The organism is Epilithonimonas arachidiradicis (assembly GCF_003610695.1).
Classification (GTDB): Bacteria; Bacteroidota; Bacteroidia; order Flavobacteriales; family Weeksellaceae; genus Epilithonimonas; species Epilithonimonas arachidiradicis.
The window spans coordinates 25136-51063 of sequence record NZ_RAQH01000009.1 but is presented as its reverse complement, the minus strand read 5'-3'; the positions used below and the strand labels follow the sequence as shown (position 1 = coordinate 51063).

The 25928-nt window shown below is 36.3% G+C and carries 27 protein-coding genes; 17 read left to right on the top strand and 10 right to left on the bottom strand.

Annotated features, from left to right (window positions below; genetic code table 11):
* Positions 1-48: 48 nt before the first annotated feature.
* The 3 genes from BXY58_RS13700 to BXY58_RS13690 all read right to left on the bottom strand — a co-directional run bounded on the left by BXY58_RS13700 (position 49) and on the right by BXY58_RS13690 (position 3153).
* The gene (locus BXY58_RS13700; RefSeq protein ID WP_120214431.1) at positions 49-1104 is read right to left on the bottom strand and encodes a diphosphomevalonate decarboxylase; all 1056 of its coding nucleotides are present in this window, start codon (positions 1102-1104) and stop codon (positions 49-51) included.
* A gap of 292 nt (positions 1105-1396) precedes the next feature.
* Entirely contained in the window at positions 1397-2674 is a 1278-nt protein-coding gene (locus tag BXY58_RS13695; RefSeq protein WP_120214430.1) for a dicarboxylate/amino acid:cation symporter, read from the bottom strand.
* Between the two features lie 38 nt (positions 2675-2712).
* On the bottom strand, positions 2713-3153 hold the full coding sequence (locus tag BXY58_RS13690) for a low molecular weight protein-tyrosine-phosphatase (RefSeq protein ID WP_120214429.1): 441 nt from the start codon (positions 3151-3153) through the stop codon (positions 2713-2715).
* Between the two features lie 112 nt (positions 3154-3265).
* Between BXY58_RS13690 and BXY58_RS13685 the strand changes: the two genes are divergently transcribed.
* The 4 genes from BXY58_RS13685 to BXY58_RS13670 all read left to right on the top strand — a co-directional run bounded on the left by BXY58_RS13685 (position 3266) and on the right by BXY58_RS13670 (position 5058).
* On the top strand, positions 3266-3592 hold the full coding sequence (locus BXY58_RS13685; protein ID WP_120214428.1) for an ArsR/SmtB family transcription factor: 327 nt from the start codon (positions 3266-3268) through the stop codon (positions 3590-3592).
* Positions 3593-3661: 69 nt separating this feature from the next.
* Positions 3662-4132, top strand: a complete 471-nt coding sequence (locus BXY58_RS13680; protein WP_120214427.1) for a DUF6428 family protein — start codon at positions 3662-3664, stop codon at positions 4130-4132.
* Between the two features lie 18 nt (positions 4133-4150).
* Positions 4151-4567 carry an arsenate reductase ArsC gene (locus BXY58_RS13675; RefSeq protein WP_120214426.1) on the top strand — a complete coding sequence of 139 codons (417 nt, stop codon included), beginning with the start codon at positions 4151-4153 and terminating at the stop codon, positions 4565-4567.
* The gene (locus tag BXY58_RS13670) at positions 4567-5058 is read left to right on the top strand and encodes a GNAT family N-acetyltransferase (protein WP_120214425.1); all 492 of its coding nucleotides are present in this window, start codon (positions 4567-4569) and stop codon (positions 5056-5058) included. The genes BXY58_RS13675 and BXY58_RS13670 overlap by 1 nt, the downstream gene beginning before the upstream one ends.
* Positions 5059-5093: 35 nt before the next feature.
* Here the strand turns inward: BXY58_RS13670 and dnaA are convergent, their stop codons facing one another.
* Entirely contained in the window at positions 5094-6548 is a 1455-nt protein-coding gene (gene dnaA, locus BXY58_RS13665; protein ID WP_120214576.1) for a chromosomal replication initiator protein DnaA, read from the bottom strand.
* 136 nt (positions 6549-6684) lie between these two features.
* Between dnaA and BXY58_RS13660 the strand changes: the two genes are divergently transcribed.
* The 12 genes from BXY58_RS13660 to BXY58_RS13605 all read left to right on the top strand — a co-directional run bounded on the left by BXY58_RS13660 (position 6685) and on the right by BXY58_RS13605 (position 19583).
* On the top strand, positions 6685-7095 hold the full coding sequence (locus BXY58_RS13660) for an acyl-CoA thioesterase (RefSeq protein WP_120214424.1): 411 nt from the start codon (positions 6685-6687) through the stop codon (positions 7093-7095).
* Between the two features lie 50 nt (positions 7096-7145).
* Positions 7146-8900, top strand: a complete 1755-nt coding sequence (locus BXY58_RS13655) for a discoidin domain-containing protein (protein WP_120214423.1) — start codon at positions 7146-7148, stop codon at positions 8898-8900.
* A gap of 232 nt (positions 8901-9132) precedes the next feature.
* On the top strand, positions 9133-10260 hold the full coding sequence (locus BXY58_RS13650) for an alpha/beta hydrolase-fold protein (protein ID WP_120214422.1): 1128 nt from the start codon (positions 9133-9135) through the stop codon (positions 10258-10260).
* Positions 10253-11659, top strand: a complete 1407-nt coding sequence (locus tag BXY58_RS13645) for a M17 family metallopeptidase (protein WP_120214421.1) — start codon at positions 10253-10255, stop codon at positions 11657-11659. Before BXY58_RS13650 ends, BXY58_RS13645 begins: the two co-directional genes overlap by 8 nt.
* 43 nt (positions 11660-11702) lie before the next feature.
* On the top strand, positions 11703-12908 hold the full coding sequence (locus BXY58_RS13640) for an ATP-grasp domain-containing protein (protein ID WP_120214575.1): 1206 nt from the start codon (positions 11703-11705) through the stop codon (positions 12906-12908).
* Between the two features lie 81 nt (positions 12909-12989).
* Positions 12990-13703 (top strand): alpha/beta hydrolase-fold protein, encoded by a 714-nt coding sequence (locus tag BXY58_RS13635; protein ID WP_120214420.1) that lies wholly within the window; start codon positions 12990-12992, stop codon positions 13701-13703.
* A 6-nt stretch (positions 13704-13709) separates the two neighbouring features.
* Entirely contained in the window at positions 13710-14297 is a 588-nt protein-coding gene (locus BXY58_RS13630; RefSeq protein WP_120214419.1) for a hypothetical protein, read from the top strand.
* Between the two features lie 54 nt (positions 14298-14351).
* A complete protein-coding gene (locus BXY58_RS13625; protein ID WP_120214418.1) occupies positions 14352-15302 on the top strand; it encodes an ATP-grasp domain-containing protein in 951 nt (316 codons plus the stop codon).
* 39 nt (positions 15303-15341) lie between these two features.
* Entirely contained in the window at positions 15342-16445 is a 1104-nt protein-coding gene (locus BXY58_RS13620) for a carboxylate-amine ligase (protein ID WP_120214417.1), read from the top strand.
* Between the two features lie 226 nt (positions 16446-16671).
* Positions 16672-17508, top strand: a complete 837-nt coding sequence (locus tag BXY58_RS13615) for a type 1 glutamine amidotransferase (RefSeq protein ID WP_229728452.1) — start codon at positions 16672-16674, stop codon at positions 17506-17508.
* A gap of 151 nt (positions 17509-17659) precedes the next feature.
* Complete coding sequence (locus BXY58_RS13610) at positions 17660-18841, top strand: hypothetical protein (protein ID WP_120214416.1); 1182 nt, start codon at positions 17660-17662, stop codon at positions 18839-18841.
* A 55-nt stretch (positions 18842-18896) separates the two neighbouring features.
* Positions 18897-19583, top strand: coding sequence for a DUF421 domain-containing protein (locus tag BXY58_RS13605; protein WP_120214415.1), 687 nt, complete (start codon positions 18897-18899; stop codon positions 19581-19583).
* Here the strand turns inward: BXY58_RS13605 and BXY58_RS13600 are convergent.
* The 3 genes from BXY58_RS13600 to BXY58_RS13590 form a co-directional block, all read right to left on the bottom strand.
* Positions 19580-20233, bottom strand: a complete 654-nt coding sequence (locus tag BXY58_RS13600) for an HAD family hydrolase (protein ID WP_120214414.1) — start codon at positions 20231-20233, stop codon at positions 19580-19582. The genes BXY58_RS13605 and BXY58_RS13600 overlap by 4 nt on opposite strands.
* A 169-nt stretch (positions 20234-20402) precedes the next feature.
* On the bottom strand, positions 20403-21425 hold the full coding sequence (locus BXY58_RS13595; RefSeq protein ID WP_229728453.1) for a WD40/YVTN/BNR-like repeat-containing protein: 1023 nt from the start codon (positions 21423-21425) through the stop codon (positions 20403-20405).
* A gap of 222 nt (positions 21426-21647) precedes the next feature.
* Positions 21648-23189: an APC family permease gene (locus BXY58_RS13590; RefSeq protein ID WP_229728454.1), complete on the bottom strand. Its 1542-nt coding sequence runs from the start codon at positions 23187-23189 to the stop codon at positions 21648-21650.
* A gap of 184 nt (positions 23190-23373) precedes the next feature.
* Between BXY58_RS13590 and pnuC the strand changes: the two genes are divergently transcribed.
* On the top strand, positions 23374-24036 hold the full coding sequence (gene pnuC, locus BXY58_RS13585; RefSeq protein ID WP_120214412.1) for a nicotinamide riboside transporter PnuC: 663 nt from the start codon (positions 23374-23376) through the stop codon (positions 24034-24036).
* Here the strand turns inward: pnuC and BXY58_RS13580 are convergent.
* From BXY58_RS13580 to BXY58_RS13570, 3 genes are all read right to left on the bottom strand, one after another.
* Positions 24022-24258, bottom strand: a complete 237-nt coding sequence (locus BXY58_RS13580) for a hypothetical protein (RefSeq protein WP_120214411.1) — start codon at positions 24256-24258, stop codon at positions 24022-24024. The genes pnuC and BXY58_RS13580 overlap by 15 nt on opposite strands.
* A 51-nt stretch (positions 24259-24309) precedes the next feature.
* Complete coding sequence (locus BXY58_RS13575) at positions 24310-24738, bottom strand: DUF4268 domain-containing protein (protein WP_120214410.1); 429 nt, start codon at positions 24736-24738, stop codon at positions 24310-24312.
* 133 nt (positions 24739-24871) lie between these two features.
* Entirely contained in the window at positions 24872-25855 is a 984-nt protein-coding gene (locus BXY58_RS13570) for an NAD(P)H-dependent flavin oxidoreductase (RefSeq protein ID WP_262891357.1), read from the bottom strand.
* Between the last annotated feature and the right edge of the window lie 73 nt (positions 25856-25928).

The following is a 25928-nucleotide window of genomic DNA, read 5'->3' as shown; positions in this document are numbered from 1 at the left end:
GATTCACCATTTCAACTCTTATCTTATGACTAAATGTAGCTTATAACATCAAAATCGCATCACATCTTTTACAACTCTGCCATTTTGTGTCAGTGGAATCAGTTCTGTATTGATGAAATCTGTAATTCTATCGTTGTCGATATCATTTGGGAAAAGCAAATGAACGTTTGCTCCAGCGTCTAGCGTGAAAAATAATGATAGTCCCGTAATTCTTCTGAAATCCCAAATCTTATTGATGACTTCCAGAGTTCCCGTCTTCATCAGAATAAATGCAGGGTCACTCATCATCATCATCGCATGAAGTGTCAAAGCTTCGTGCTCAACCAATTTGATAAAACCTTCCATATCGCCAGATGAAAGAATCATTTTCAGTTTGGTAAAATTCTCGTGCGCTTCCTGGAAACGTCTTTCTGCATAAGGATTGGTGTTCATCAAGCCGTGACCAACAGTTGAAGAAACAGATTTCTGACCCTCGTGAATCAATAACACCCAATCATTGAAATTTTTAAAAATCGGATGAATCTCATCATTATTATAAGGAACGGCAAACAAGTCTGAACTTCCTTCCACGTCTTCTGTTTTTCCCCAAACTACCAAACCTTCGTAGAGGCTTCTGCAAGCGCTACCGCTGCCTAATCTTGCAAGGAAGCTTTCTTTTTTTGTTTTGAAATTTTCATCCGGATTATTCGTAAAAATCTCATCTAAATTCATGAGACATTTTGCAATTGCGCCAAAACCTGAAGCTGAACTAGCAATTCCTGAACTGTGAGGAAATGTATTTTCGGTTCTGATGATATATTTTCCTTTCAGAATCCAAGGTAAATATTGCTCGATATTTTTGAAATATTTTTCGATTTTCTCAGCGAATTTTTGTTCTTCATTTCCTGACAAAAAAGTCTGAACTGAGAATTCTTCTCCCGCGAAAAACTCCATCATGGTGTTGGTTCTGCAATGGTTCAAAGTATAACTAATACTTGGATTAGCAGGAATCTGATTTTCATACTTTCCCCAATATTTGATGAGTGCAATATTGGAAGGGCAGCTTGCAGAAACGAGTTGATTGGATATCTGGAATTGGGATTTTCCCAAAAATTCTTGAGTCATAATGGTAGGCTTTTGGCTTTTTTCCTGATTTATTTACAGTTGGCTAATTTAAGGAAATTTGTAGTTTTTAGAGTTGTTTAAATTGTAAGTTCGGGCGCCATTTTTGTTATTCTGTGGGAATCTAAAGAATGACATAATTGTTTTTATGTCGGAGTTTATTCTATATTGAATCTGCAGCCCGACTTGAGCGGAAATCCTTTTTTGCTCGTAATTCAGGTTCTATCCTGCTGATACTTTCTGCAAAAAAGATTGAAAGCGGAAGGCGGATTAAGCTGCCAAAATCATTACAAAGTTAATTCAAAACTTCTTTTAATCGGTCTTTATCTAACCGGTTTTCCCAATTAGAGACGACAACAGTTGCGACGGCATTCCCAATGACATTGGTCAATGCGCGACATTCTGACATAAATTTATCAATCCCGAGAATCAGAGTCATCCCGGCAATCGGAACTTCCGGAACAACTGCCAAGGTCGCCGCCAATGTAATAAATCCAGCACCTGTAACGCCTGCCGCACCTTTGGAACTCAGCATCGCCACCAAAAGCAGACCGAGCTGGTGCTCCAATGTCAAATCGATATTACAAGCCTGTGCAATGAACAACGCCGCCAAAGTCATATAAATGTTGGTTCCGTCGAGATTGAAGGAATAGCCAGTAGGAACCACCAAGCCTACAACACTTTTGTCACAGCCGGCATTTTCCATTTTCTTCATCAGTCCGGGAAGTGCCGGCTCCGAAGAACTTGTTCCCAAAACCAGGAAAATCTCGTCTTTGAGATATCTCAGAAATTTGAAAATATTGAACCCGTTGTACCACGCCACACTTCCTAAAATCAAAATCACAAACAGCGCAGAAGTCACATAAAATGTTCCGACAAGCATCGCCAGATTCTTCAGCGATTCCACACCATATTTACCAATCGTAAAAGCCATTGCTCCGAAAGCTCCAATGGGAGCGAGTTTCATCAGGACTTCCACAATTTTAAAAACCGGAATTGTCAAAGCCTGAAGAAAATCGAAAACCGGGTAACTTTTCTCCGAAGTCAATGCCAAAGCGACTCCAAATAAAATCGCTACCAAAAGTACCTGCAGAATGTTATCGCCAGTCAGTGGGCTAAACAAAGTTTCCGGAATAATGTTGAAAATAAAACTGACCAAAGAATTGTCGTGCGCCGCTTTGACATACTTTTCAACTTCTGCACCGTTCAGAGTATTTGGATTAATGTTTAGACCTTTTCCCGGCTGAACAATGTGGCTGACAATCATCCCGATTATCAAGGCTAAAGTTGAAAATGTAAAAAAATAAATGAATGCCTTTCCTGCAACTCGACCTACTTTTTTGAGGTCACTCATTCCAGCAATTCCGGTGGAAACAGTCAGGAAAATGACCGGAGCAATAATCATTTTGACCAGCTTGATAAAACCTTCGCCTAGAGGTTTCATTTTTTCACCCAAGTCCGGATAAAAATAACCGAGAGAAACACCGAAGACAATAGCAATCAGCACTTGAATATAGAGAAGCTGATAGATTTTTTTCGGTTTTAAAGGTTTTTGTTCAATGTCTAAATTCATAAAAAGGCTTATCTTACAAATTTAGAATTGTTTGTGACTTATATCATATTTTTCCTGATTTTTTCTGCAATTATTTCACAGGAATCGTCCAGCATTTTGTAAACTTTATCAAATCCGTCAATTCCACCGTAGTAGGGGTCTGGAACTTCCAGTTCGTTATCGAGAATCAATCTGATTTTATGCTTTTGAGAATCCTCCGCCATTTTCAGAACATCTTTGTAATTATTTTTGTCCATACAGAAAATCAAATCAAACTCGTCCAAATCTGATTTCTTGATTGGTCTGGATTTTTGCATCGATATATCAATTCCGTTTTTGAAAGCTGTTTTTACAGAACGTTTGTCGGGACCATTACCTTCGTGGTAATTGATTGTTCCGGCGCTGTCTATGAAATAATTATCATCAAGTTTAGATTTCAAAATCCCTTCGGCTAAAGGACTTCTGCAAATGTTCCCTAGGCATACCATTAGTATTTTCATTATAAATTGAAGTATGAATTTATAAGCTCAATTTATCAATTTTAAAAATTAATTCCAAAATATAACTGACAATTAAATTTTAATCGTAATATTGCAATATTAAATTATAAAAATGGGAGCAACAAAAACTGAACATTTCACAGAACAACAAAACAGAATTGCCAACATTGCAAAAGCGCTTGGACATCCTGCAAGAATTGCCATTATCGAATATCTGATGAAAGTTAACGAATGCATCTGCGGAGACATCGTGAATGAGCTTCCGCTTGCCCAACCAACGGTTTCTCAACATCTTAAAGAATTGAAGAATGCGGGAATCATCAAAGGAAATATTGAAGGAAATTCGATTTGTTATTGTATTGACGAAAAGACCATCGAAATCATAAATTCTTATTTTTCAAAAGTCATCGAAACCGTTTCTAAAGAAAAATGTTGCTAAGCATTTTTTTGAAAACAAACATCGCAATATTACAATAAACAAAAATAATTAATTTAAAATCTTATTAATATGACTCTTGAACAAATCAAAGAGATTCTTCCAACACTGGAAAATGTAGAATTTCAATTAGAAAATGGAAATTTCGTACCTGAACATTTTCACGTTACCGAAGTCGGAATCATTCATAAAAACTTCATTGATTGTGGTGGAACTATTCGAAATGAGAAGATTGTGAATTTCCAACTTTGGAATGCGGATGATTATGAACATCGTTTAAAACCGAATAAGTTACTTAACATCATCAGACTTTCGGAAGAAAAACTGGGCATAGAAAATTCTGAAATCGAAGTGGAATATCAAAACGAAACTATCGGGAAATATGATTTGGATTTTAATGGAACTCAGTTTATACTGAAAAACAAAACAACAGTTTGTTTAGCTCAGAATGCGTGTGGGATTCCCGCAGAAAAGCAAAAGATAAATCTTGCATCACGATCTAACAAGCCAACTTGCTGTACTCCAAATTCTGGATGTTGCTAGAATTAAAAGTTAGAAAATATGAGTAAAAAAATCTTGGTACTTTGTACGGGAAACAGTTGCAGAAGTCAAATTGCAGAAGGCTATCTAAGACATTTTGCAAAAGAAAATGCTGAAATCTACAGTGCCGGTTTAGAAACCCACGGTGTGAACCCGAAAGCGATTGCGACAATGAAGGAAGACGGAATCAACATTTCCAATCACACCTCTAACAAAATAGAAGAATATAGAAGTATCGATTTTGATTTTGTTATCACTGTTTGTAATAACGCCAAAGAGCGATGTCCTTTCTTTCCTTCAAAAGCTATAAAATTTCACCACAATTTTCCTGACCCGGCAAAAGCTACTGGGACTGAAGAAGAAATAATGACAGAATTTAGAAAAGTTAGAAAACAAATCAAAAATTATTGTTTTAATTTCGTAAAAGAAAATCTCTGATGAAATTTTTAATCAATTCTTTACTGCCAAAGCATCAGATTGATGTTTTGGAAATCTACAAATTCGGAATCGAAACTAAAAACGCAACTTTCAATACTGTGGTCCCATCTTGGGAAGAATGGGATAAAGCTCACCTTCAGCATTCCAGATTTGTAATAGAAATAGAACGTAAAATTGTAGGTTGGATTGCTCTAAATCCTGTTTCTACACGTTATAATTATTCCGGCGTTGCAGAAGTCAGTGTTTACATTCATCCAGATTTTAATGGATTGGGATTAGCTTCTGAACTTATGAAAATTTTAATTTTTGAAAGTGAAAACAATGGAATTTGGACTTTACAGTCCAGCATTTTTCCTGAAAATGAAGCAAGTCTGAAGCTTCATGAAAAGTCTGGCTTTAGAAAAGTTGGCTTTCGGGAAAAGATTTCAAAAATCGACGAAATCTGGCGAGACACGATTCTTCTGGAAAGACGAAGCCCGAATTTGATATAAAATAAAAAAGTCTGAAAATTTTCAGACTTTAATTATTATTGAGCAATTTTTTCTTTGAGGTCCTTGATGTATTTCTTCAACTCTTTATCAATTTTAGAAACATCCCGGATGGTGTCGCAAGCGTACATCACGGTTGAATGGTCTTTTCCGCCCATTTCTTCACCAATTTTGGTAAATGTTGCATTCGTATATTCTTTTGCGAAATACATTGCTAACTGTCTTGGTAAAGCAATTTCTCTTTTTCTTGTTTTAGATAACAACTGCTCTCTCTGGATTCCGAAATAATCGCAAACAATCTCCTGGATATAAGGAATGTTGATGGTTTTCTTCTGAGTCGTCGCTAACTTATTGATGGTGTCTTTTAATAGATCAAGACTGAAATCAGATTTGTAAACAGTAGAGTAAGCGATTACGGCGTTCACAACCCCGATCAGTTCTCTTACGCCATTCGTTTTAACTTCTGACGCTAGATAATCTAGCATATCATCCGTTAATTCGATACCGTCTCTGCTTAATTTATCAACAATTATTTTTCTTCTCGTCTCGAAATTCGGAGATTTGATTTCTGCAGAAAGCCCCCACTTGAAACGGGAAATAATTCTTTCCTGCGTATCCAGAATATCAGCGGGCGCTTTATCAGAAGTCAGGATAATCTGTTTCCCATTCTGATGCAAATAATCAAAAATATGGAAAAAACTGTCCTGTGTTGCCGCCTTCCCAGATAAAAACTGAATATCATCGATAATCAAAACATCAATCATCTGATAATAGTTCTGGAAATCTGTTTTGTTCTGAGACTTAGCCGCCTTCACAAAATCCTGAATGAATTTTTCTGAAGATTGGTATAAAACCACTTTTTCTGGAAAAGAAGCCTTAACTTCTAGACCAATAGCCTGAGCTAAGTGTGTTTTTCCAACGCCATAACCACCGTAAACAAATAATGGGTTAAAAGCTGTGGAACCTGGTCTTTTTGCAATCGATTTCGCAACAGTACAAGCAAACTTGTTGCTCTCGCCTTCTACGAAGTTATCAAAAGACTGATCGGCTTTCAGGTTAGAATCAATGTTCACTTTTTTGATTCCCGGAACCACAAAGGGATTCACGTTATTTTCTTTCAGAACCGGTCTTGCTTCTTGGATTTTCGGTGCTTGTGTGGAAATACCTTTTACATTAACTGTAATTGGTTTCTCTTTTCCTGCAGGTTTGTTTTCCATTACGGAATACCACAATTTCACCCCTTTACCGATATTTTTTTTAAGCGCAGCAGACAGTAGAGACAGGTAATTGTCCTCGATGTATTCTTTGTAAAAATCACTAGGAACCAGCAACGTCAGATTATTGTTCACCAAAGAAATTGGCTGAACCTTATCAAACAATAAGTCGAAAGAATTTTCTAACTTTTTGAGGTCTGTGTTGTCCTCCGCTGCGTTCAGATTATCCCTCATAAACTGAAGGCATCTATCCCAGATAAATACTAAATTTTCGTTCATTTTGCTGCTGCTATTTCCGGTAAAGATTTTAGTTTTTTTAGAAGAAGACAAATATCTAATTATTAATTTTCATAAAAAAATTTTTTCGCTATTGATTATTTAAAAATATATTTGTATGAATTATTAACGACTTAAAATGATACACACAACACACTCAATAAGAGTACGTTACGGAGAAACAGACCCAATGAAATATGTCTATTACGGAAACTATGCAGAATATTTTGAAGTCGCCAGAGTGGAGCTTTTTCGCACACTTGGAATATCGTATGACGAGATTGAAAAGCGAGGCATTTTTCTTCCAGTCTCCGAATATAAAATTAAGTACATCAGACCAGGACTTTATGACCAACTTTTGGAAATCCACACCTATGTTAAAAAAATTCCGGGTGTTAAAATTGAGTTTGATTATGAAATTTACAACGAAGATAAAGTCAAAATTACCGAAGCATCCACCACTCTATTTTTCCTGGATGCTGAAACCAATAAAATTGTAAGATGTCCGGATTTTCTATTGGACCTGATTATGGAAAATTGGAAAGAATAAATTGCATTTCTTTAAATTTTCAATATATTCGAAATTAAAATAAATTTTAAATGAAAAAATTACTGTCAATAGTTTCATTATCTATTGTATCATTATTTTCAGCACAGCAAAAAACCTACTGTAACCCTATTAACATCGATTATGGCTATACACCGTTCGAAGTGTTTTCAAAACAAGGAAAACACCGTGCGACGGCAGACCCGGTCATTGTCAATTTTCAAAAAAAGCTGTTTCTATTTTCAACCAATCAGGAAGGATACTGGTATTCTGACAATATGTTGGATTGGAAATTTGTTCACAGAAAATTTCTTTTAGATAATAAATATACGCACGACCTGAACGCGCCTGCAGTTTGGGCAATGAAAGACACACTTTACGTTTTCGGCTCAACCTGGGAAAAGGATTTCCCGATTTGGAAAAGTACCAATCCGACAAAAGACGATTGGAAAATCGCTGTTGATACTTTAAAAGTTGGCGCTTGGGATCCCGCTTTTCATTATGATGAAGATAAAGATAAACTCTATCTATATTGGGGTTCAAGCAACGAGTGGCCTCTTTTGGGAACCGAAGTCAAAACCAAAACTTTACAATCTGAAGGTTTTGTAAAGCCTGTCATCAGACTGAAACCAGAAGACCACGGCTGGGAAAGATTTGGGGAATACAATGACAATGTTTTTCTTCAACCATTTGTAGAAGGCGCCTGGATGACCAAATACAAAGACAAATATTATCTTCAATATGGTGCGCCAGCAACGGAATTCAGTGGTTATTCTGACGGTGTTTATGTTTCAAAAAATCCATTAGAAGGTTTTGAATATCAGCAGCACAATCCGTTTTCTTATAAACCTGGAGGTTTTGCTCGAGGCGCTGGACACGGGGCAACTTTTCAGGATAATTTTGGAAACTGGTGGCACGTTTCCACGATTTTCATCTCGACCAAAAATAATTTTGAAAGAAGATTGGGAATTTGGCCAACTGGATTTGATAAAGATGATGTGATGTACACCAACACTGCTTACGGCGATTATCCGACCCTTCTGCCACAATTTGCCCAAGGAAAAGATTTTTCAAAAGGCTTATTCCCAGGTTGGATGTTATTGAATTATAATAAACCTGTTCAGGTATCATCAACTTTAGGCGGTTATCATTCTAATTATGCAGTGGATGAGGATATCAAAACTTATTGGTCAGCCAAAACCGGAAATTCTGGTGAATGGTTTCAGACAGATTTAGGAGAAGTTTCCACAATTAATGCGATTCAGGTGAATTATGCGGATCAGGATGCAGAGTTTATGGGAAAAACACTGGGAAAAATGCATCAGTATAAAATCTATGGTTCCAATGATGGGAAAAACTGGAAAGTGATTGTCGATAAATCAAAAAACCAAACCGACGTCCCTCACGATTATATCGAATTGGAAACGCCTGCAAAAGCAAGATTCCTGAAAATGGAAAATCTAAAAATGCCTACAGGAAAATTTGCATTAAGCGGATTCAGAGTTTTTGGGAAAGGTGCCGGAACAAAACCTGCGAAAGTTCAAAACTTCGTTCCACTGCGAGCTGACCCTAAAAAGTATGGCGAAAGAAGGAGCATTTGGTTCAAATGGCAACAAAATTCCGATGCTGATGGCTACGTCATCTATTGGGGAAAATCACCTGATAAATTATACGGAAGCATTATGGTTTACGGCAAGAACGAATATTTCTTTACCGGCGCAGATAGAACAGATGCCTATTATTTTCAAATTGAGGCCTTTAATGCCAACGGAATCTCTGAAAGAACAGAGGTTGTAAAATCAGAATAATTTTTACAGTTTTTCAAACAAAAATTCAAGCTTTCGGAGTGATTCTTCGAAAGCTTTTTTATTATTTATGATTATTATTTCGAAAAGTTCAATTTTCATTAATTCAATAATTTTAAAAAATAGATTAATATTCATTAATAAACTCAATTTTTAAAAGAAAAATACTCAACATTTTTTCATTAATTGAAATAATTTTATAAATTTATAAACAGTAAAAGAATTTAACAGCGAAATGGAATTTTTTCTGACATCAGAAGATAATGATGACCGACCGATTTTTATTACCGGCAATTTTAACAAGTGGAATCCGAAAGATTCAAAATTCAGACTGGAAAAGATAGATGACAACAATTATCACATCAATATTCCTGATGAATTATTAAATAACGAAGTAGAATATAAATTTACAAAAGGTGGCTGGGAAAATGTCGAGATTGATAAATATGATAACATCACACCGAACAGAAAGACAAAAAAAGAAAGACAAAAAACACACGATAAGGTTGAAAAATGGAGACTGAATTGGGGACCTTTCAAACAAGAATTTTTCCCGATTGTGGAATTGGTGGATGAAGAATTCTATATTCCCCAGTTGGACAGAACAAGAAAAGTCTGGGCGCTTTTGCCTTACGATTATTACAACTCGGAGAAGGATTATCCGGTTTTGTATTTGCAGGATGCGCAGAATTTATTTAATGACGGTTCCGAATATGGAAATTGGGAAATCGATAAAAAACTCGCTTTGCTTGCGGAATATGGTCGTGGAGATTTGATTGTAATAGCTGTTGAACACGGAAACGACGACCGAATCAAGGAATATATTTTTGATAATGAAGATGTAACGAAAAATGCGGAAGGTAAAAAATATCTGAGGTTCATTACTGATACTTTGAAACCTTGGATTGACAAAAATTACAGAACTAAAAAAGATAGAGAAAATACAGGAATTGGCGGAAGCTCTTTGGGTGGATTGATTAGCATTTATGGCGGATTTCTTTATCCGGAAGTTTATTCCAAATTGTTGATTTTTTCACCGTCGCTTTGGGTAGAGCCTGAAAATAATTTTCCGATGATAAGGTTTGATAACCCTTACAAGCTAAAGGTTTATCTCTATGGTGGTAAGAAAGAAGGCTCCCGAATGGTCGGCAGAATCCGGTTATTTGAAAAAGTTTTGAAAAAATTAACGAATCAGAAATCATTTGATTTTGAAGTCAGAACCAACATCAATGACCAAGGAACACATCAGGAATTTTTCTGGTCTCAGGAGTTTCCTCGAGCTGTAGAATGGCTTTTCATAGACAGTCTGGAAAGTCCTGTGAAAGTCAAAAATGAATTAGAAAAGAACGAAGCAAATGATTAAAATTTACAATAAAAAAGAATCAACAACTCAAAACATATACCTGTTCAGCGAAGCCGATTGGGAACAGGAAAAATCGAATCATCCGAATGTTGAAGTGTTTTTCAATGGAAAAAAGAACGAAGTTTTCATCAAAACAAACTCAGATGAAATTAATTTTTTCATTGGAATCGGGACAGATGCAAAAGGTTTTGAAATTCAGGCTATTGCTAACAAATTTGCGAATGATTACAAGAAAAATCTGCAGGCAGTTCCAACTTCGGTTAATTCAAAATTAGGATTAGATTTAACAGAAGAATTTGTAAAAGGTTTGTTTTTGGGAACTTACCTCTACCCTTTCGAAAAATCGCATCCGTTTTGGCAGGAGAATTTTGGACTTCATTTTGAAAATATTTCTGAGGAAGAAGCGAAGAATTTAGCTTTAAAAACGGAAGCACTTTGCAATGGACAATTCGCTGGAATGGAATGGTTGAATAAACCAGCTAATCATAAAAAAGTGAATCAGATTTCAGATTTCCTGAAATCAACGGCAGAAAAATATGGCTTAAAATATAAAGTCTTCAACAGAGAAGAATCGATCAAAGAAGGTTTAGGCGCATTTGTAGCAGTTAATCAGGGAAGTTCACAGGAAGCTGCTTTCACCATTTTGGAATACAATTGTGGAAAAGAAAATGCGAAAACTTTCGGATTGGTAGGAAAATGTGTGTTGTTCGACACAGGCGGAATTTCCATAAAACCTTCCGCCAATCTGCATTATATGAAAAGCGATATGGGTGGTGCTAGTGCTGTTATTGGCGCTTTGATAACGGCTTCGGAACTTAAACTTCCTGTAAATATTATTACAATTCTTCCAATCACAGACAATGCAGTTTCTGAAAAGGCGTATTTGCCTAGTGATGTAGTAACTGCTTACAACGGAAAAACAATTGAAGTCTTGGACACCGATGCAGAAGGCAGAATGACTTTGGCAGACGGACTTTCTTATCTATCAAAAAACTACAAAACCGATGTTCTGATAGATTTGGCAACGCTCACTGGAAGCTCGGTCAGAATGTTTGGCCACACTTGCGGTGCATATTTTTCCAATAATGATGAGTTGAAGAAAAAGCTGGAACAATCAGCAGACAAAACCAATCAACGTCTTTGGAATTTACCACTTTGGGACATTTGGAAAGATGATTTCACTTCGGATGTTGCAGATTTTAAGAACATTTCGATGAAGCCTTTTGGAGATTGCATTATTGCAGGAAAATTTTTGGAACAATTCATTGAAGGACACGAAAACTGGGCACATCTGGATATTGCAGGTGTAGCTTTTGGAAATGTTGGTTATGCTAAAGATAAAGCAGCGACAGGTTACGGCGTTCAGCTTTTATTAGACTTTATAGAAAATTATAATTAAATCATCGGACATCAGTCATCTGACCTCCGACAAAAATATGAATATGGAAAAAACGATTGTCTGTATCTCTTGCTATTACAAAGGTTATGATTTTATGGACGAGTGCAAAAAACTCGGCAACAAAGTCATTCTGATTACGTCAGAAAACCTGAAAGAAAAACCCTGGCCTTGGCACGCCATAGACGAGATTTATTATATGCCGGAGCTCGAGCCTTCAGTTTGGAATCTTGACCATTTGGTTCAGGGATTTGCTTACCTGATGAAGAATCATCAAATCGATGCGGTCATCGCCTTAGACGATTATGATGTAGAAAAAGCAGCGATGATTCGTGAAACTTACCGTATTCCAGGAATGGGACAGACAACGCATCGTTATTTCCGAGATAAATTGGCAATGCGTCAGCAGGCAAAAGACAACGGCATTTCTGTTCCAGAATTTTCTTCCATTTTCAATGATGCAAAACTTCACCAGTTCACACAGGATGTTCCTGGACCTTGGGTTTTGAAACCACGTTCTGAAGCTTCAGCAAGTGGAATCAAAAAAATTAATTCTGCAGATGAGCTTTGGCCAGCTGTGGAAAATCTTGGCGATGAACGTTACAAATTCCTTTTAGAAGCTTTCAAACCAGGCGATGTTTATCACGTAGATTGTTTGGTTTATAATAAAGAGATTGTCTTTTCTTGCTTTTCAAAATATCTATCTCCTCCAATGAAAGTTTCTCACGAAGGTGGTGTTTTCAGAACCAAAACATTGGATAAAAATTCTGAAGAAGTAAAAGGCTTGGAGCAAATCAACAGAGAAGTTTTGACAAAATTCGGAATTCAAAATGGAGCAACTCACAGTGAATTTATTAGAGGAATTGACGGACAATACTACTTTTTAGAAACTTCATCAAGAGTTGGAGGTGCTCATATTCCGGATATGGTAGAAGCGGCAACAGGCGTAAATATCTGGCGAGAATGGGCAAGACTGGAAAACGCACTTCTGAATAATGTTCCTTATAAAATAGAAGAAAATAAAAAGTTATATGGTGGATTAATCGTTGCATTGGCAAAAGATAAACATCCTGAGACAAAAGTTTTATACACTTCCGAGGTTGTAAAGTTTTTACCTATAGATTATCACGTCGGGATCGTTTACCAATCTGATAATGCAGAAAAAATCCAACAAAGACTTGACGAAGCCGCTCAGTTGGTAACGGAACAGATTCTGAATATTCTTCCGCCGAAAGATAAACCGACGAGTTAATGTCCGATTATAAATTGTTAATGATAAAGATTTACTCAAAACTGAAGACTAATTAACTAAATAACTAGCAACTAAATACAAATGCCTCAAATAACACATACAGATTATTATTCACACATTCTTGGAATGAGCCTTCAGGTCGAAGTTACAGGACATTTCGGTTATCCGATTATTATGTTCCCGACTTCGCAAGGTTCTTATACTCAAAATGCCGATTTCCATTTGAACGGAAGCATTTCACACTTCACAAACAATGGGATTTTAAAATTATTCAATGTTCAGACGATTGATAAATTCAGTTTTTATGATAAAGGAATTTCTCCTTACGAAAGAATCAGAAATTATGAGATGTACGTTCAGTTTCTCGTTCAGGAATTCATTCCTTACATCCAAAGAACGCACAACACACATCGCGTAGCTGTTGCAGGCGCAAGTTTTGGAGGTTATCACGCTGCTAATTTTGCGTTCAGATTTCCGGATTTGGTTTCGCATCTTTTCTGTTTGTCAGGCGCTTTTAACATCAGGAATTTTATGGACGGTTATCAAGACCAACTGATTTATTTCAATTGCCCGGACGAATTCGTGAAAAATGACGAAGCCTGGAAATATAAGCATATGCATATTGTTCTCAGCACCTCTGACCGTGACATTTGTTTGGAGCCAACTAGAAAAATGGCAGGAATCTTAACTGAAAAAGGAATCAATCATTGGTACGATGAGCAAAAATGGATAGACCACGATTGGGTGCTTTGGAGAATGGTTTTTCCGACATTCATTGGAAGATTTTTCGGGTAATCAAAAATGAAAAATTTAGTATTACTTATATTTTTATTGGTATCAGTTAAAAATTTTGCTCAAGATTATTCACTTAATAAGATTGCTAAAATCCCTGATAGCATCGCAAATTTTTCAGAATTAAGAATTTATTTAAAACCAGCTCTTACCAATAGTTGGCAAATATTTAGAATGTATCAAGAAAAAGAAAATACAACTTGGAAAATTGAACTTATAAAAAAATCTCCAGACTCAATAAAACAAATGGAAGAATTAAATAGTCAGACGAATCTTGATGTTGTTTGGTTAAAAATATTACAATCTGACATTTTATACCTACCAAAATGGGAATCAATTCAATATAAGTTCAAGAAAAGTAAGACAATTGAATTAGAAGAAGGAAAATTTATTGATAATTATTCGAGTGTAGCAATTATGGACGGAATCGGATATGAAGTAATGATAAAAAATAATAAAGAATTTAATAAAATTCTTTATAGCAACCCTGAAGGTTATTTAAAACATTTTGAAAATATTGATGAGCTTATTGCTTTTAAAAATTTACTCGACACAATAAGAAACGAGTTTGGCATTTGGAAAACAAATAATAAATAAACATACAAACTTCAGACTTCCGACAATGGACTTCTGACCTTAAAAAACAAAATTATGGCAAAAAAAATTGGAATTTTATTTGGAATGGAAGATACTTTTCCTTGGGCTTTTATTGATAAAGTTAATGAACTAGGAAAAGGAGAATATATTGCAGAACCTGTTCAAATTGACAAATTGGAACAAGGCGCAGATTATGGTTATGCTGTGATTATTGACAGAATTTCGCAAGACGTTCCTTTCTACAGAGCTTATCTTAAAAATGCGGCGGTTAACGGAACTTATGTTATCAACAATCCATTTTGGTGGAGTGCGGATGAGAAATTTTTCAATAATGCTTTGATGTCAAAAATTGGAATTCCATTACCTAAAACTGTTTTGTTGCCTTCACACGAAAGACCAACCAATACTTCGGAAACTTCTTTCAGAAACCTGAAATTCCCTCACGATTGGGAATATATTTTCAACTATATTGGATTTCCAGCTTATATGAAACCTCACGACGGTGGCGGTTGGAGAAATGTCTACCGTGTAGAAAATCCCGAAGATATGTGGGCAAAACACGCAGAGACAGAGCAACTGGTAATGATGGTTCAGGAAGAGATTGTTTTTGAGGATTATTATAGAGTGTATTGTTTGGGCAGAAAGTACGTTCACATTATGCCTTATGAACCGAGAAATCCGCACCATTTGAGATATGCAACCACGCATCAAACCGAAGGAAAAGAACTAGAAAAATTATTAAAAACCATTACAGATTATACCATTAAAATGAACGAAGCTTTGGGCTACGATTTCAATACTGTAGAGTTCGCTGTGAGAGACGGAATTCCTTATGCGATTGATTTCTGTAATCCGGCTCCGGATGCTGACAGAAACTCTGTTGGGGAAGAAAATTTCCAATGGATTGTGGAACACGCTGCAAAACTAGCCATTGAAAAAGCTAAAGACTACAAGCCTGGAAAAATCAACATCGATTGGGGAAAATTTGTAACCAATCAGCTTTAAAAACTTAACAACTAACTTTAACAAACACAAAGAAAAAATATGCACAGATTCACAATTGGTGTTGAGGAAGAATATCAAATCATAGATGCGGAAAGCCGTGATTTGGTTTCCCACGTTTCCAAAATAATAGAAGGAGGAAAAGCAGTTCTCAGCGAAAATCTAAAACACGAGATGCACGAGTCGGTTGTTGAAATGGAAACAGGCATCTGTGAAAATATTCAGCAGGCTCGTCAGGAATTGACTGACCTTAGAAGACATCTTGTCAAAACCGCTCACGAACAGGGTTTACGAGTTTCCGGCGGTGGAACACATCCGTTCTCTCACTGGAAAGATAATATCATCACAAAAGACGCACGTTATGACAAAATCGTAAGCGATATGGGCGATGTGGCAAGGTCGAATCTGATTTTCGGATTGCACGTTCACATCGGGATTCCTGACCGTGAAGAAGGGATTAGAATCCAAAATGTGATGCGCTATTTCTTGCCTCACGTTTACGCACTATCCACCAATTCACCGTTTTGGGTTGGAAGATTAACAGGTTTTAAATCTTACAGACAGGAAGTTTTTGCTAAATTCCCAAGAACAGGATTACCAAGTTATTTCGGAAGCGTTGCGGAATTTGATGCATATGTGAATCTGATGGTGAAAACCGGAACGATTGATAATGCCAAGAAAATTTGGTGGGATTTGAGAGTTCATCCGTTCTACCCTACCATTGAATTCAGAATTTGCGATATGCCCATGACGATTGATGAAACCGTTTGTCTGGCAGCAATTATGCAGGCGTTGGTAGCGAAAATTTACAAAATGCATCAACAAAATACCAGCTATAGAAGTTACAGAAGACTTCTTTTAACCGAGAACAAATGGCGTGCGTCTAAAGACGGAATTGATGCACATCTGATTGACTTTGGTAAAGAAGCGAGTGTTCCTTATCGTGAACTTTTGGAAGAATTATTGGCTTTCATTGATGATGTTGTGGACGATTTGGGTTGCAGAAAAGAAGTTGAATATGCTAGAGAAATCTGCAAAATGGGAACTGGTGCTGACAGACAACTTAAAGTGTTCCACGAAAGTGGCGGCGATATGAAGAAAGTCGTGGATTATATGATTTATGAAACTGAGAAAGGACTTTTATAATTGTTAGTGATTAATGGTTAATTGTTTCCGAATCGCACGCAATAGGGATTGAAGTGAAAATCCTTTTGCTTTTCTTTCACATAAGGAAAAGCAAAAGATTGTAACGGAAAGCCCGACCCGAGCTGTGACTTAGCACCGGAGAGGGAATTGCCATAATTATTGTACTGAGAATTTTGTTCGCTTTTTATCAGTTTTAGATTCCGTATTTTTGTAAAAATTTATGAATATGAGTAAAAATGATGTAAGAATTGCACTTTTGGATATGAACAATAATCATCCGAATCAAGGGATGAGAAATATTAAAGAGCTGTCGCAGGCGTTTCATAAGCAGTCGGAATACGAAGTTTCTGTAGATGTTTTTGATGTTCGTTATAAAAATGAAATGCCCAATATTGAAGATTTTGACATCTTCATCTCTTCCGGAGGGCCGGGAAATCCGCATCGTGAAGGTTACGAGTGGGAACAGAAATTTGCCGATTTTTTGACGCAGATTTGGGAACACAACAAAAACAATGAGCAGAAAAAATATCTGTTTTTGGTTTGTCATTCTTTTCAATTGGCGGTTATCCACTTCGGAATTGCGAATGTCTGCAAGAGAAAGTCTTATTCTTTTGGCGTAATGCCAATCCATAAATCGGAAGACGGCGATAAAGAATTTTTATTCAAAAATCTGCCAGACCCTTTTTACGGCGTAGATTCCAGGGCGTATCAATGTATTGAACCGAATCAGGAAAAATTGGACGAGTTGGGAATGAAAATTGTGGCTTTGGAAAAAATCCGTCCAACAGTACACCTGGAAAGAGCAATGATGGCCGTTCGTTTTTCTGACGAGATATTCGGAACACAATTTCACCCGGAAGCGGATCCGCTTGGCTTCATCAAAAACCTGGAAGATGAGAAAAATAAGGAAGCGATGATTGAAACCTTCGGAATGGAAAAATACCTTGAAACGATTGACAGAATGGACGATGACGACAAAATCGTATTAACCAGAGCACAAATCATCCCAAGATTTTTACAACTGGCTTCTGAGCAAATTATTAAAAACTTGGTATTCGGTTAAAAACTCAAACCACAAAAGTCACAAAAGCTTTTTACTAAAATGATTTTTAAAAGTTTAAAAAAGTCTATTTTTTAATCTATTCTTTTTTTTTATCTTAAATATAAAATATTCTAACTTTTGTGACTTTTGTGGTTAATAAAAAAATTAAACTATGATTCCAAAATACAGAGCTCAATTCAACAAAGAATTTTCTCAAGAAAAATATACTAAAGTTAATGAATTAATCAAAGAGAAATGCGGTCACGAAGCCGCGTTTCGACTTTCTGAGAGTCCAATTTTTCTTACCAAAGATTTTTGGCAAAAGCTGGATGATGCTTCCCAGTCGATTATTTCGCAAATCAAGGAAATGCCTGACGAAGAACTGAGAAAAGCTATTCCTGCGAATTGTAATGTTCCGAATGACACTCAGAAACCCCATTTTGTAGCGATAGATTTTGGAATTTGTCAGGATGAGAGTGGAAATATGATTCCGCAGTTGATAGAGTTGCAGGCTTTTCCTAGTCTGTTTGGTTTTCAGAAATTGTTTGAAGAAGTGATTACCGAAGTTTATCCTTTTCTGAACAAACTGAAAAACTCACTTCCGAAAGATGAATACATCCAAAAACTGAAACAAGTTATCGTAGGAAACGAAAATCCAGAAAATGTCATTCTTCTGGAGATCTACCCTGAAAAACAAAAAACCGCAATTGATTTCGCTCTGACTGAACAATATCTTGGAATCAAAACGGTTTGTCTGACTAAAATCAAAAAGGAAGGCAAAAAATTGTATTATGAAAATGATGGAAAACTGATTCCTATCAATAGAATTTACAATCGTGTGATTTTTGATGAATTGGATAAGATCGAAGGTTTGGAAACGGAATTTGATTTCCGGGAAGACATCGATGTAGAATGGATTACGCATCCGAATTGGTTTTTCAAAATTTCAAAATATATTCTCCCAAAACTAAAGCACGAATTTGTTCCGAAAAGTTATTTCTTGCCAGATTTTCCTGAAACTGAACAGCTAGAAAATTTTGTCTTGAAACCACTTTTCTCATTTGCTGGAAGCGGCGTAAACCTGAATCCAACTCAAGAAATCATCAACAAAATTGACGATAAAGAAAATTATATCCTTCAAAGAAAAGTGACTTACGCATCTCTTTTTGAAGACATCAACGGAGAATTTTCTAAAGCCGAAATCCGTTTGCTTTTTGCTTGGAATCCTGATGAAGAAAACCCAGAATTACTCGTCAACCTTGTAAGAATGACTAAAGCTGCAATGGTGAATGTGGATTTCAATAAAAAAGATGCGATTTGGATTGGAAGTTCTATGGCGTTTTTTGAGAAATAACTCGGATTTATTTTATTAGCTCTGGCTTATTTTTTGAACATAGCGATAAAAAACTATGTTCGATTTCAAACAAATTTTATTAGGTTCAGAAGAGTGGATTTTCCTTCTGGAAACAGTTCTCCGAACCGGAATAATGTTTCTGGTGATTATTTTCGGGCTCCGTCTTTTGGGAAAACGAGGCGTAAAACAACTTTCAGTTTTTGAATTGGTTGTGATTATTGGACTTGGTTCTGCTGCCGGTGATCCGATGTTTTACAAAGATGTTGGAATAATGCCCGCCATTGTTGTTTTCACAATGATAATCAGCTTATACACCATTATCACCTACTTTATTGGGAAAAGCAAAAAATTTGAAAAACTGGTTGAAGGCAAACCGATTTGCTTGATTCAGGATGGTGTTTTTTGTATTGATGATTTCCGAAAAGAATCATTAGGAGAAGATGAATTCTTTGCGGAGTTAAGACTGAAGGGCATTTCACAACTTGGTCAGGTTGAAAAAGCTATTGAGGAAATCTCTGGTGAAATCAGTGTTTTTTATTATGAAGATAAAGACATTAAATTTGGTTTACCTATATTGCCTAACTCATTAGAAAATCCTTTAAAAATATTTACTGAGAATATTCATTATTCCTGTACATTTTGTGGCTATACTCAGGAATTCAAATCCGGAGAACACGGCAATTGTAAAGTCTGCAAAAATGATGAATGGGTAGAATCTTCCAATAAGAAAAGAGTCTCTTAAATCAACTCCAATTCTTCTACTTTCAATTCATCAAAATGATGAATGACCAAATCTGCGGTTTCGTAATTCTGATTTTTGCTATTCTCGCTTTTGTAGCCAATACAGAAGATTTCGGCAGCGTTGGCAGCTTGTATTCCGTTGGTGCTGTCTTCGATAATAATGCACTCTGATTTGGCATTTCCCGAAAGCCTTTGAGCTTCGTTAAAAATCGCCGGATTGGGTTTTGACTCGGGGAAATCTTCGCCACTTACAAGATGTGAGAAATAGGGAAATAAATGGAAACGTTTGAAAACCCGGTCAATCGTAGATTTGGCAGCAGAAGAAGCTAATATCAATTGGAAATTAGAAGAATAAAGATTTTTTATCAAACTCTCGACTCCATCTAATAATTTCAAAGCGGGGTCAGAATCGAATAAGTCGTAAAATAGAGTTCTTTTTCTTTGGATTAATTCTTCAACATTGGTTTCGATTCCGAAAATCTCTTTAATCATCTGGTAAACATTTCGGGTCGATTTTCCTGTAAATCTTGAGAATAATTCTGCATCTACATCGATGTCTAATTCTTTGAAATGTTGATAGTAAGCTTTTTTATGAAGCGGTTCCGTGTCTACAATCACGCCGTCCATATCGAAAATAACCGTATTTTTCATTTGCAAGTTATGCCTATTCCATTAATTCGGTGCAAAAATAGGGATTATGTTTTTAATGCTTGACTTTGAACACAAAGCCCACTAAGATTTTTGAATTTATTGAAAATACTTTTAAGTTCACAAAGACGCTTGGTTCAGCTAAGAAATACAAATTAAATATCTTGAAATTTTACTGGAAATTCAACTTTATTATTTTGTCTTTTCCTGCTAGAATCAGAGTGTTTTTATCGAGCCATTCACAGGCGTATAGATTTTTTTCGTCGGAGATTTTTGTCCAGGTTTTTCCGTAATCTGATGAGAAACTTATGTGTTGGTCTCCAACTGCGACTATTTCTTTCCCATTGGTTTTTGGTCGAAATTTCACGCAAGTCATATAGCCTGCATTTTGTCCGCTGGCTTGGATTTTCCAGGTTTGCCCACCATCATTGGTTGTTGCAATATTGTTTATGTTATCGGATTGTTTTGTGTAATCTCCGCCGACAGCAATTCCATTAGTTTCACTGTAAAAGTCAATAGAATAAATTCCTTTGGAAGAAGTTCCTTGTGTAAAAGGTGTTTCAAAAATTTTCCAATTACAATCTTTATACCTCATACGATATATTCTGGATTTCATTCCGCCTGTTGCAATCCAAATAACATTTCCAAAACTTGCGATATTGGTATTACTAGCAGCAAAAGCAGCCTCACCTTTTTCTAAATAAGGAAAATCTTTACAATCATTGCAATGAATCCATTTTGAACCACCATTTCGGGTTTGAGAGATATTCAATCTTTGATTGGCTGACGGGTCGCTAAATGCTAATCCAAAATTATTATCTGTGAATTTCAAGGCATCATAAAAAGCCGTCGGATCATTATCATTGAACACAACTTTGAAATCTAATGTTTTTTTATCAACTTGAAAAAAATAAGCTGGACTTTCTATATTAATAGCGTAGAAGCTTTTTTTATTTTGGGCGAGAGTACGAAATTGCAACTTCTTGTCTGAAAGTTTAATTTGCTTTTTATCTGATTTATCTTTTATATTGACATAACCGAATTTTGAATCCGTTCCGGAATACCATACTTTTCCGTCCCAGAGTTGGATGGCTCTGATGCTGATTTTGTCGGTCAACAAAGTATCGATTGTAAATTTCTGAGATAGCAGAAATGACGAAATCATCGTCAGTGAAAATAGTACTAGTTTTTTCATTTTATAAAAATAATGAAAGTTGAGTAATGTTGATTATTATTGATAAAATTTCGTTTTACAGACAAAATCCATAGCCCCGATAGGAACGGCATCCTTTTTTGTTATTGCGATGGGTAATGGTTCAACAGATTGTTTCACTTCGTTCGCAATAACAAAAAAGATATAGTGGATAGCGGGATTAAGCTCCAAAAAAAAATCCGCAAAAGATGCGGAATTTATATTTTAATGCTTGTTGTCGATATCAATATCAACATCTTCCAAAGGTTCTTGCTCTGCTTTGAACGTCTCTCCAAATCCTCCGTTCTGAAGTTTTGAATTTCTTTTACTGTACAAGAAATAAATGAAGAAACCGATGACCAACCAACCTAAAGAATACATTTGTGCTTCTTTGCTCAGATTGATGATCAAATAGATGTTAATTGCAATTCCTAAAACCGCAATGACCGGCAATGCAGGCACTTTGAAGTTTCTTTGAAGATTCGGCTCTTTAACTCTCAAAACCCAAACTGCAACACATACCATTGTGAACGCGAACAAAGTCCCGAAACTGGTCATATGTGCCAAATCATTGATTGGCGTAAATGAAGCAATGACTGAAATCACACCCCCTAAAATAATTAAGTTTTTTGATGGTACACTTGTCGTTGGGTTTACTTTTGAGAAGGTTTTTGGAATTAATCCGTCTTTTGACATTCCCAGGAAGATTCTGGATTGTCCCATAATCATTACCATCAGTACGGAAATCAAACCAACTGTTGCTGCAATGGTGATGATATAACCAGCCCAAGCCTGTCCGGCAATATCGAAGGCGTAAGCAACTGGCGCTTTGATCGCGTCCGGATATTTTCCTAGTGGATTGAAGTCTGTATAATGCATCATTCCTGTTAAAACCAATGATACCAAGATGTATAATAATGTACAGATTACCAAAGATGCGATGATTGCAAATGGCACATCTTTTTTAGGGTCAATCGCTTCCCCAGCCTGTGTAGAAACCGCGTCAAATCCAACATAAGCAAAGAAAATGGCTGATGCTCCGGCAACAACTCCCGCATAACCATAAGCAGAATGCGAAACGCCGTTTTCTGTAATCGTAGTAGCAGCTGGAATGAAAGGTGACCAGTTCTCCGGATTGATAAAAAATACGCCGGCAATAATCACGAAGATAATGGCAGAAACTTTTAGCATCACGATGAAATTATTCGCTTTTGCAGCGCCTTTTGTTCCTCTCAACAGAATCCCTATCACTACCCATACAATTAAAAATGCAGGTAGGTTCATAGAAAATCCAGAATTACCTGCAGCAAGATATGTTTGTGGGTCTGTCGTTAACCAAGCCGGTAAATGCAGCCCAAACATCTTCAGTAATTTCCCAAAGTATCCGGACCAGGAAACAGCTACAGTCATAGAACCCATTGCATATTCCAGAATCAGTCCCCAACCGATAATCCAGGCGAAGATCTCTCCTACTGTTCCATAAGCATAGGCGTAAGCTGAACCTTCTACCGGAAGTATGGATGCGAATTCTGCATAACACAATGCCGCAAAAACACAGGCAATCCCAGCAATGACAAAGGAAAGTGCTAAAGCAGGACCAGCATTATAATACGCACCTGTACCTGTTAAAACAAAAATACCACCTCCAATGATGGCACCAATCCCAATAGCTGTTAAACTCCATTTTCCCAATACACGCTTTAGCTGACTCTTTTTAATGTCCGCTTCATACGCTTCCATCGGCTTTTTAATCCAAATGTTTGCCATAATTTAAAATTTTTTTTATCCCCAAAAATTCAAAGGGGGCTTTTCTTCTATATTTATTTTTGAATTACGAAAATATTAAAAAATTGCTTTCATTAACTTTTTTTAACTAATTAATTTTACTTATCTGTATTAATTATCAATAGCGTTTAACATTTTTAGGAGATTAATAATTATCTTTGAGACTATGAATTTCTTCGAATATCTGACTGCACAATACAGTTCTTACGAGACTTATCTTATTGTTTTAGAAATTGTTGCCGTATTGTTTGGGTTGATGAGTGTCTATTATTCCATCCGAAAAAACATCTGGGTCTACCCGACAGGAATTATCTCCACCGTGCTTTTCATTTATATTATGTTTGTCTTCGGACTTTTGGGAGATATGCTCATCAATGTTTATTATACTGTGATGAGTATCTATGGCTGGATTCTTTGGTCCAAACATTCTGATGACCACATCCACGTAGAAGTAAAGAAAGCCGGCAAAAAAGACTGGCAGGTCGGAAGCTTGCTATTTGCAGGAAGTTTGCTTTTTGTCGGATTAATTTACTACCTCAAACCATTTATCGACAATCAGTTTTCTATGGAAGGCATCAAACTTGGACTTTATCACCTCGATTGGGCGAATTACACCGATATTGTTACCACTTCCCTATTCCTTGTTGGGATGTATTTTATGGCTAAACGAAATCTCGAAAACTGGATTTTCTGGATTGTTGCCGATTTTATCTGCATCCCGATGATGCATTACAAAGGTCTGGTATTCACGACTTTGCAGTATTTTGTTTTCACCATTATGGCGATTATCGGTTATTTTGAATGGAAGAAACACTTAGTTAAGTCCTGATAATTTTTCTGAATACTCCTTCGCAAAAAGCGTTTTATCCTCTTGCAGTTTTTCTATAGTTGTTGGCAAAACGTAGTGGAAAAGATATTGATTCTCATCATTCAGGAAAACGATCTCTTTCTCTTCGCCATCAATCATTGATGCAAAAACATCCCACATCGATTGATCTTTCAGCTTCAGTAATTCAAAAAAATCGTTGGCTTTTATTGTAATGTTTTTCATTAATGTAAAATGTATTTTATAAAAAGTAAAATGTATTGTCTTTAATTAATTTTAAATGTCTTTTATAAAATCTTCATACTCATAATAAAAACGTTCAAAACCATCCATTTTCTCCACAAAGAACTCGAAGATATCCGCCCAGGTCTGCTTATTGAAAATGCTGACTCCGGTTTTCTCAACCCAAATTCTGCTGATGATTTTCCCGTTGTCCAAAGCATAAAATTCATCTTTTGTAAATTCTCCAATCTCATCTTCTAAAATGGATTCCAAAGACCAAATTTTCTCGTAATAAGCATTTCGGAATAATTCATCTTTCATCTCGATATCAATCGAAACCTCAGCTTTTTTGTTATCTGCATAAAACTTGAAAGAAAAATCCTTGATTTTGGTATCATACAACAGCCATTTTCTCGGAAAAGCTTTTCCGAAAGCCGTCCAGAATTCTGTTTTCAATTTTTGAGCTTCTTGTTTAGAAAACACGTGGTTAATTATAAATGATTAATGATGAATTATAAATGATGAGCAATTAGGCTTCTTTTGGTGTAATGTTAATACTTGTCAGGCTGAGGCACTCGGAGCCTTGGAATTTGTCTCTTGTCTTTAAATTTGTTTCTTACAAACTCAAATCGACTTTTGCTTCATTGAATTCTTTGATTAGGTTTTCGAAGACTTTTTCTACAGGGAGAATCTCGTCTATCAAAGCAGAAACCTGTCCGATTTCTAATTCGCCTTCTTCCAGATCCCCTTCGAACATTCCGCGTTTCGCACGGGCTCTTCCGAGCGTTTCTTTCAGAGCTTCAATATTTCTGCCGGTTTCGTAAAGATTTTCTAAGTCGTGAAAGAATTTATTTTTAACTAATCTAACCGGCGCTAATTCCTTTAATGTTAATTGCGTATCACCTTCTTTCAGTTCAACGATTTTATTTTTGAAATTCTCGTGAGAACTTGCTTCGACTGTTGCTGCAAAACGGGAACCGATCTGAACGCCGTCAGCACCCAAAGTCATTGCTGCCCTCATCTGGCTTCCTAAACCAATTCCTCCCGCAGCAATCAAAGGAATATCGATATGTTTCCTGACATTCGGGATCAAACAAAGTGTTGTCGTTTCATCTCGCCCGTTATGTCCGCCTGCTTCGAAACCTTCTGCTACAACTGCATCAACTCCAGCTTCCTGACATTTCATAGCAAACTTAACACTTGATACAACGTGAGCAACTTTGATGCCTTCTTTTTTCAAAGTCTCGGTATAAGTTTTCGGATTACCAGCCGATGTAAAAACGATTTTCACACCTTCTTCCAAAATAATGTTAATGATCTCTTCAAGATTCGGGTAAAGCAAAGCGACATTCACTCCGAAAGGTTTGTCTGTTGCAGCTTTACATTTTCTGATATTTTCTCTCAGAATGTCGGGATACATACTCGCCGAACCAATCAATCCCAATCCGCCATTATTAGAAACCGCCGAAGCCAGTCGCCATCCGGAATGCCAGATCATTCCACCTTGAATGATTGGATATTTTGTTCCGAACAACTGCGTAATTCTATTCATTCTGTCGTATTGTTTTTGAGCGATTCCAAAATCTATGAAACTGGACATTTTATATTTTTTCCAAAAATAGCGATTCGGATTGAGAATAAAAAAGCCGGAAGAAAATCTCCCGGCAAAATTC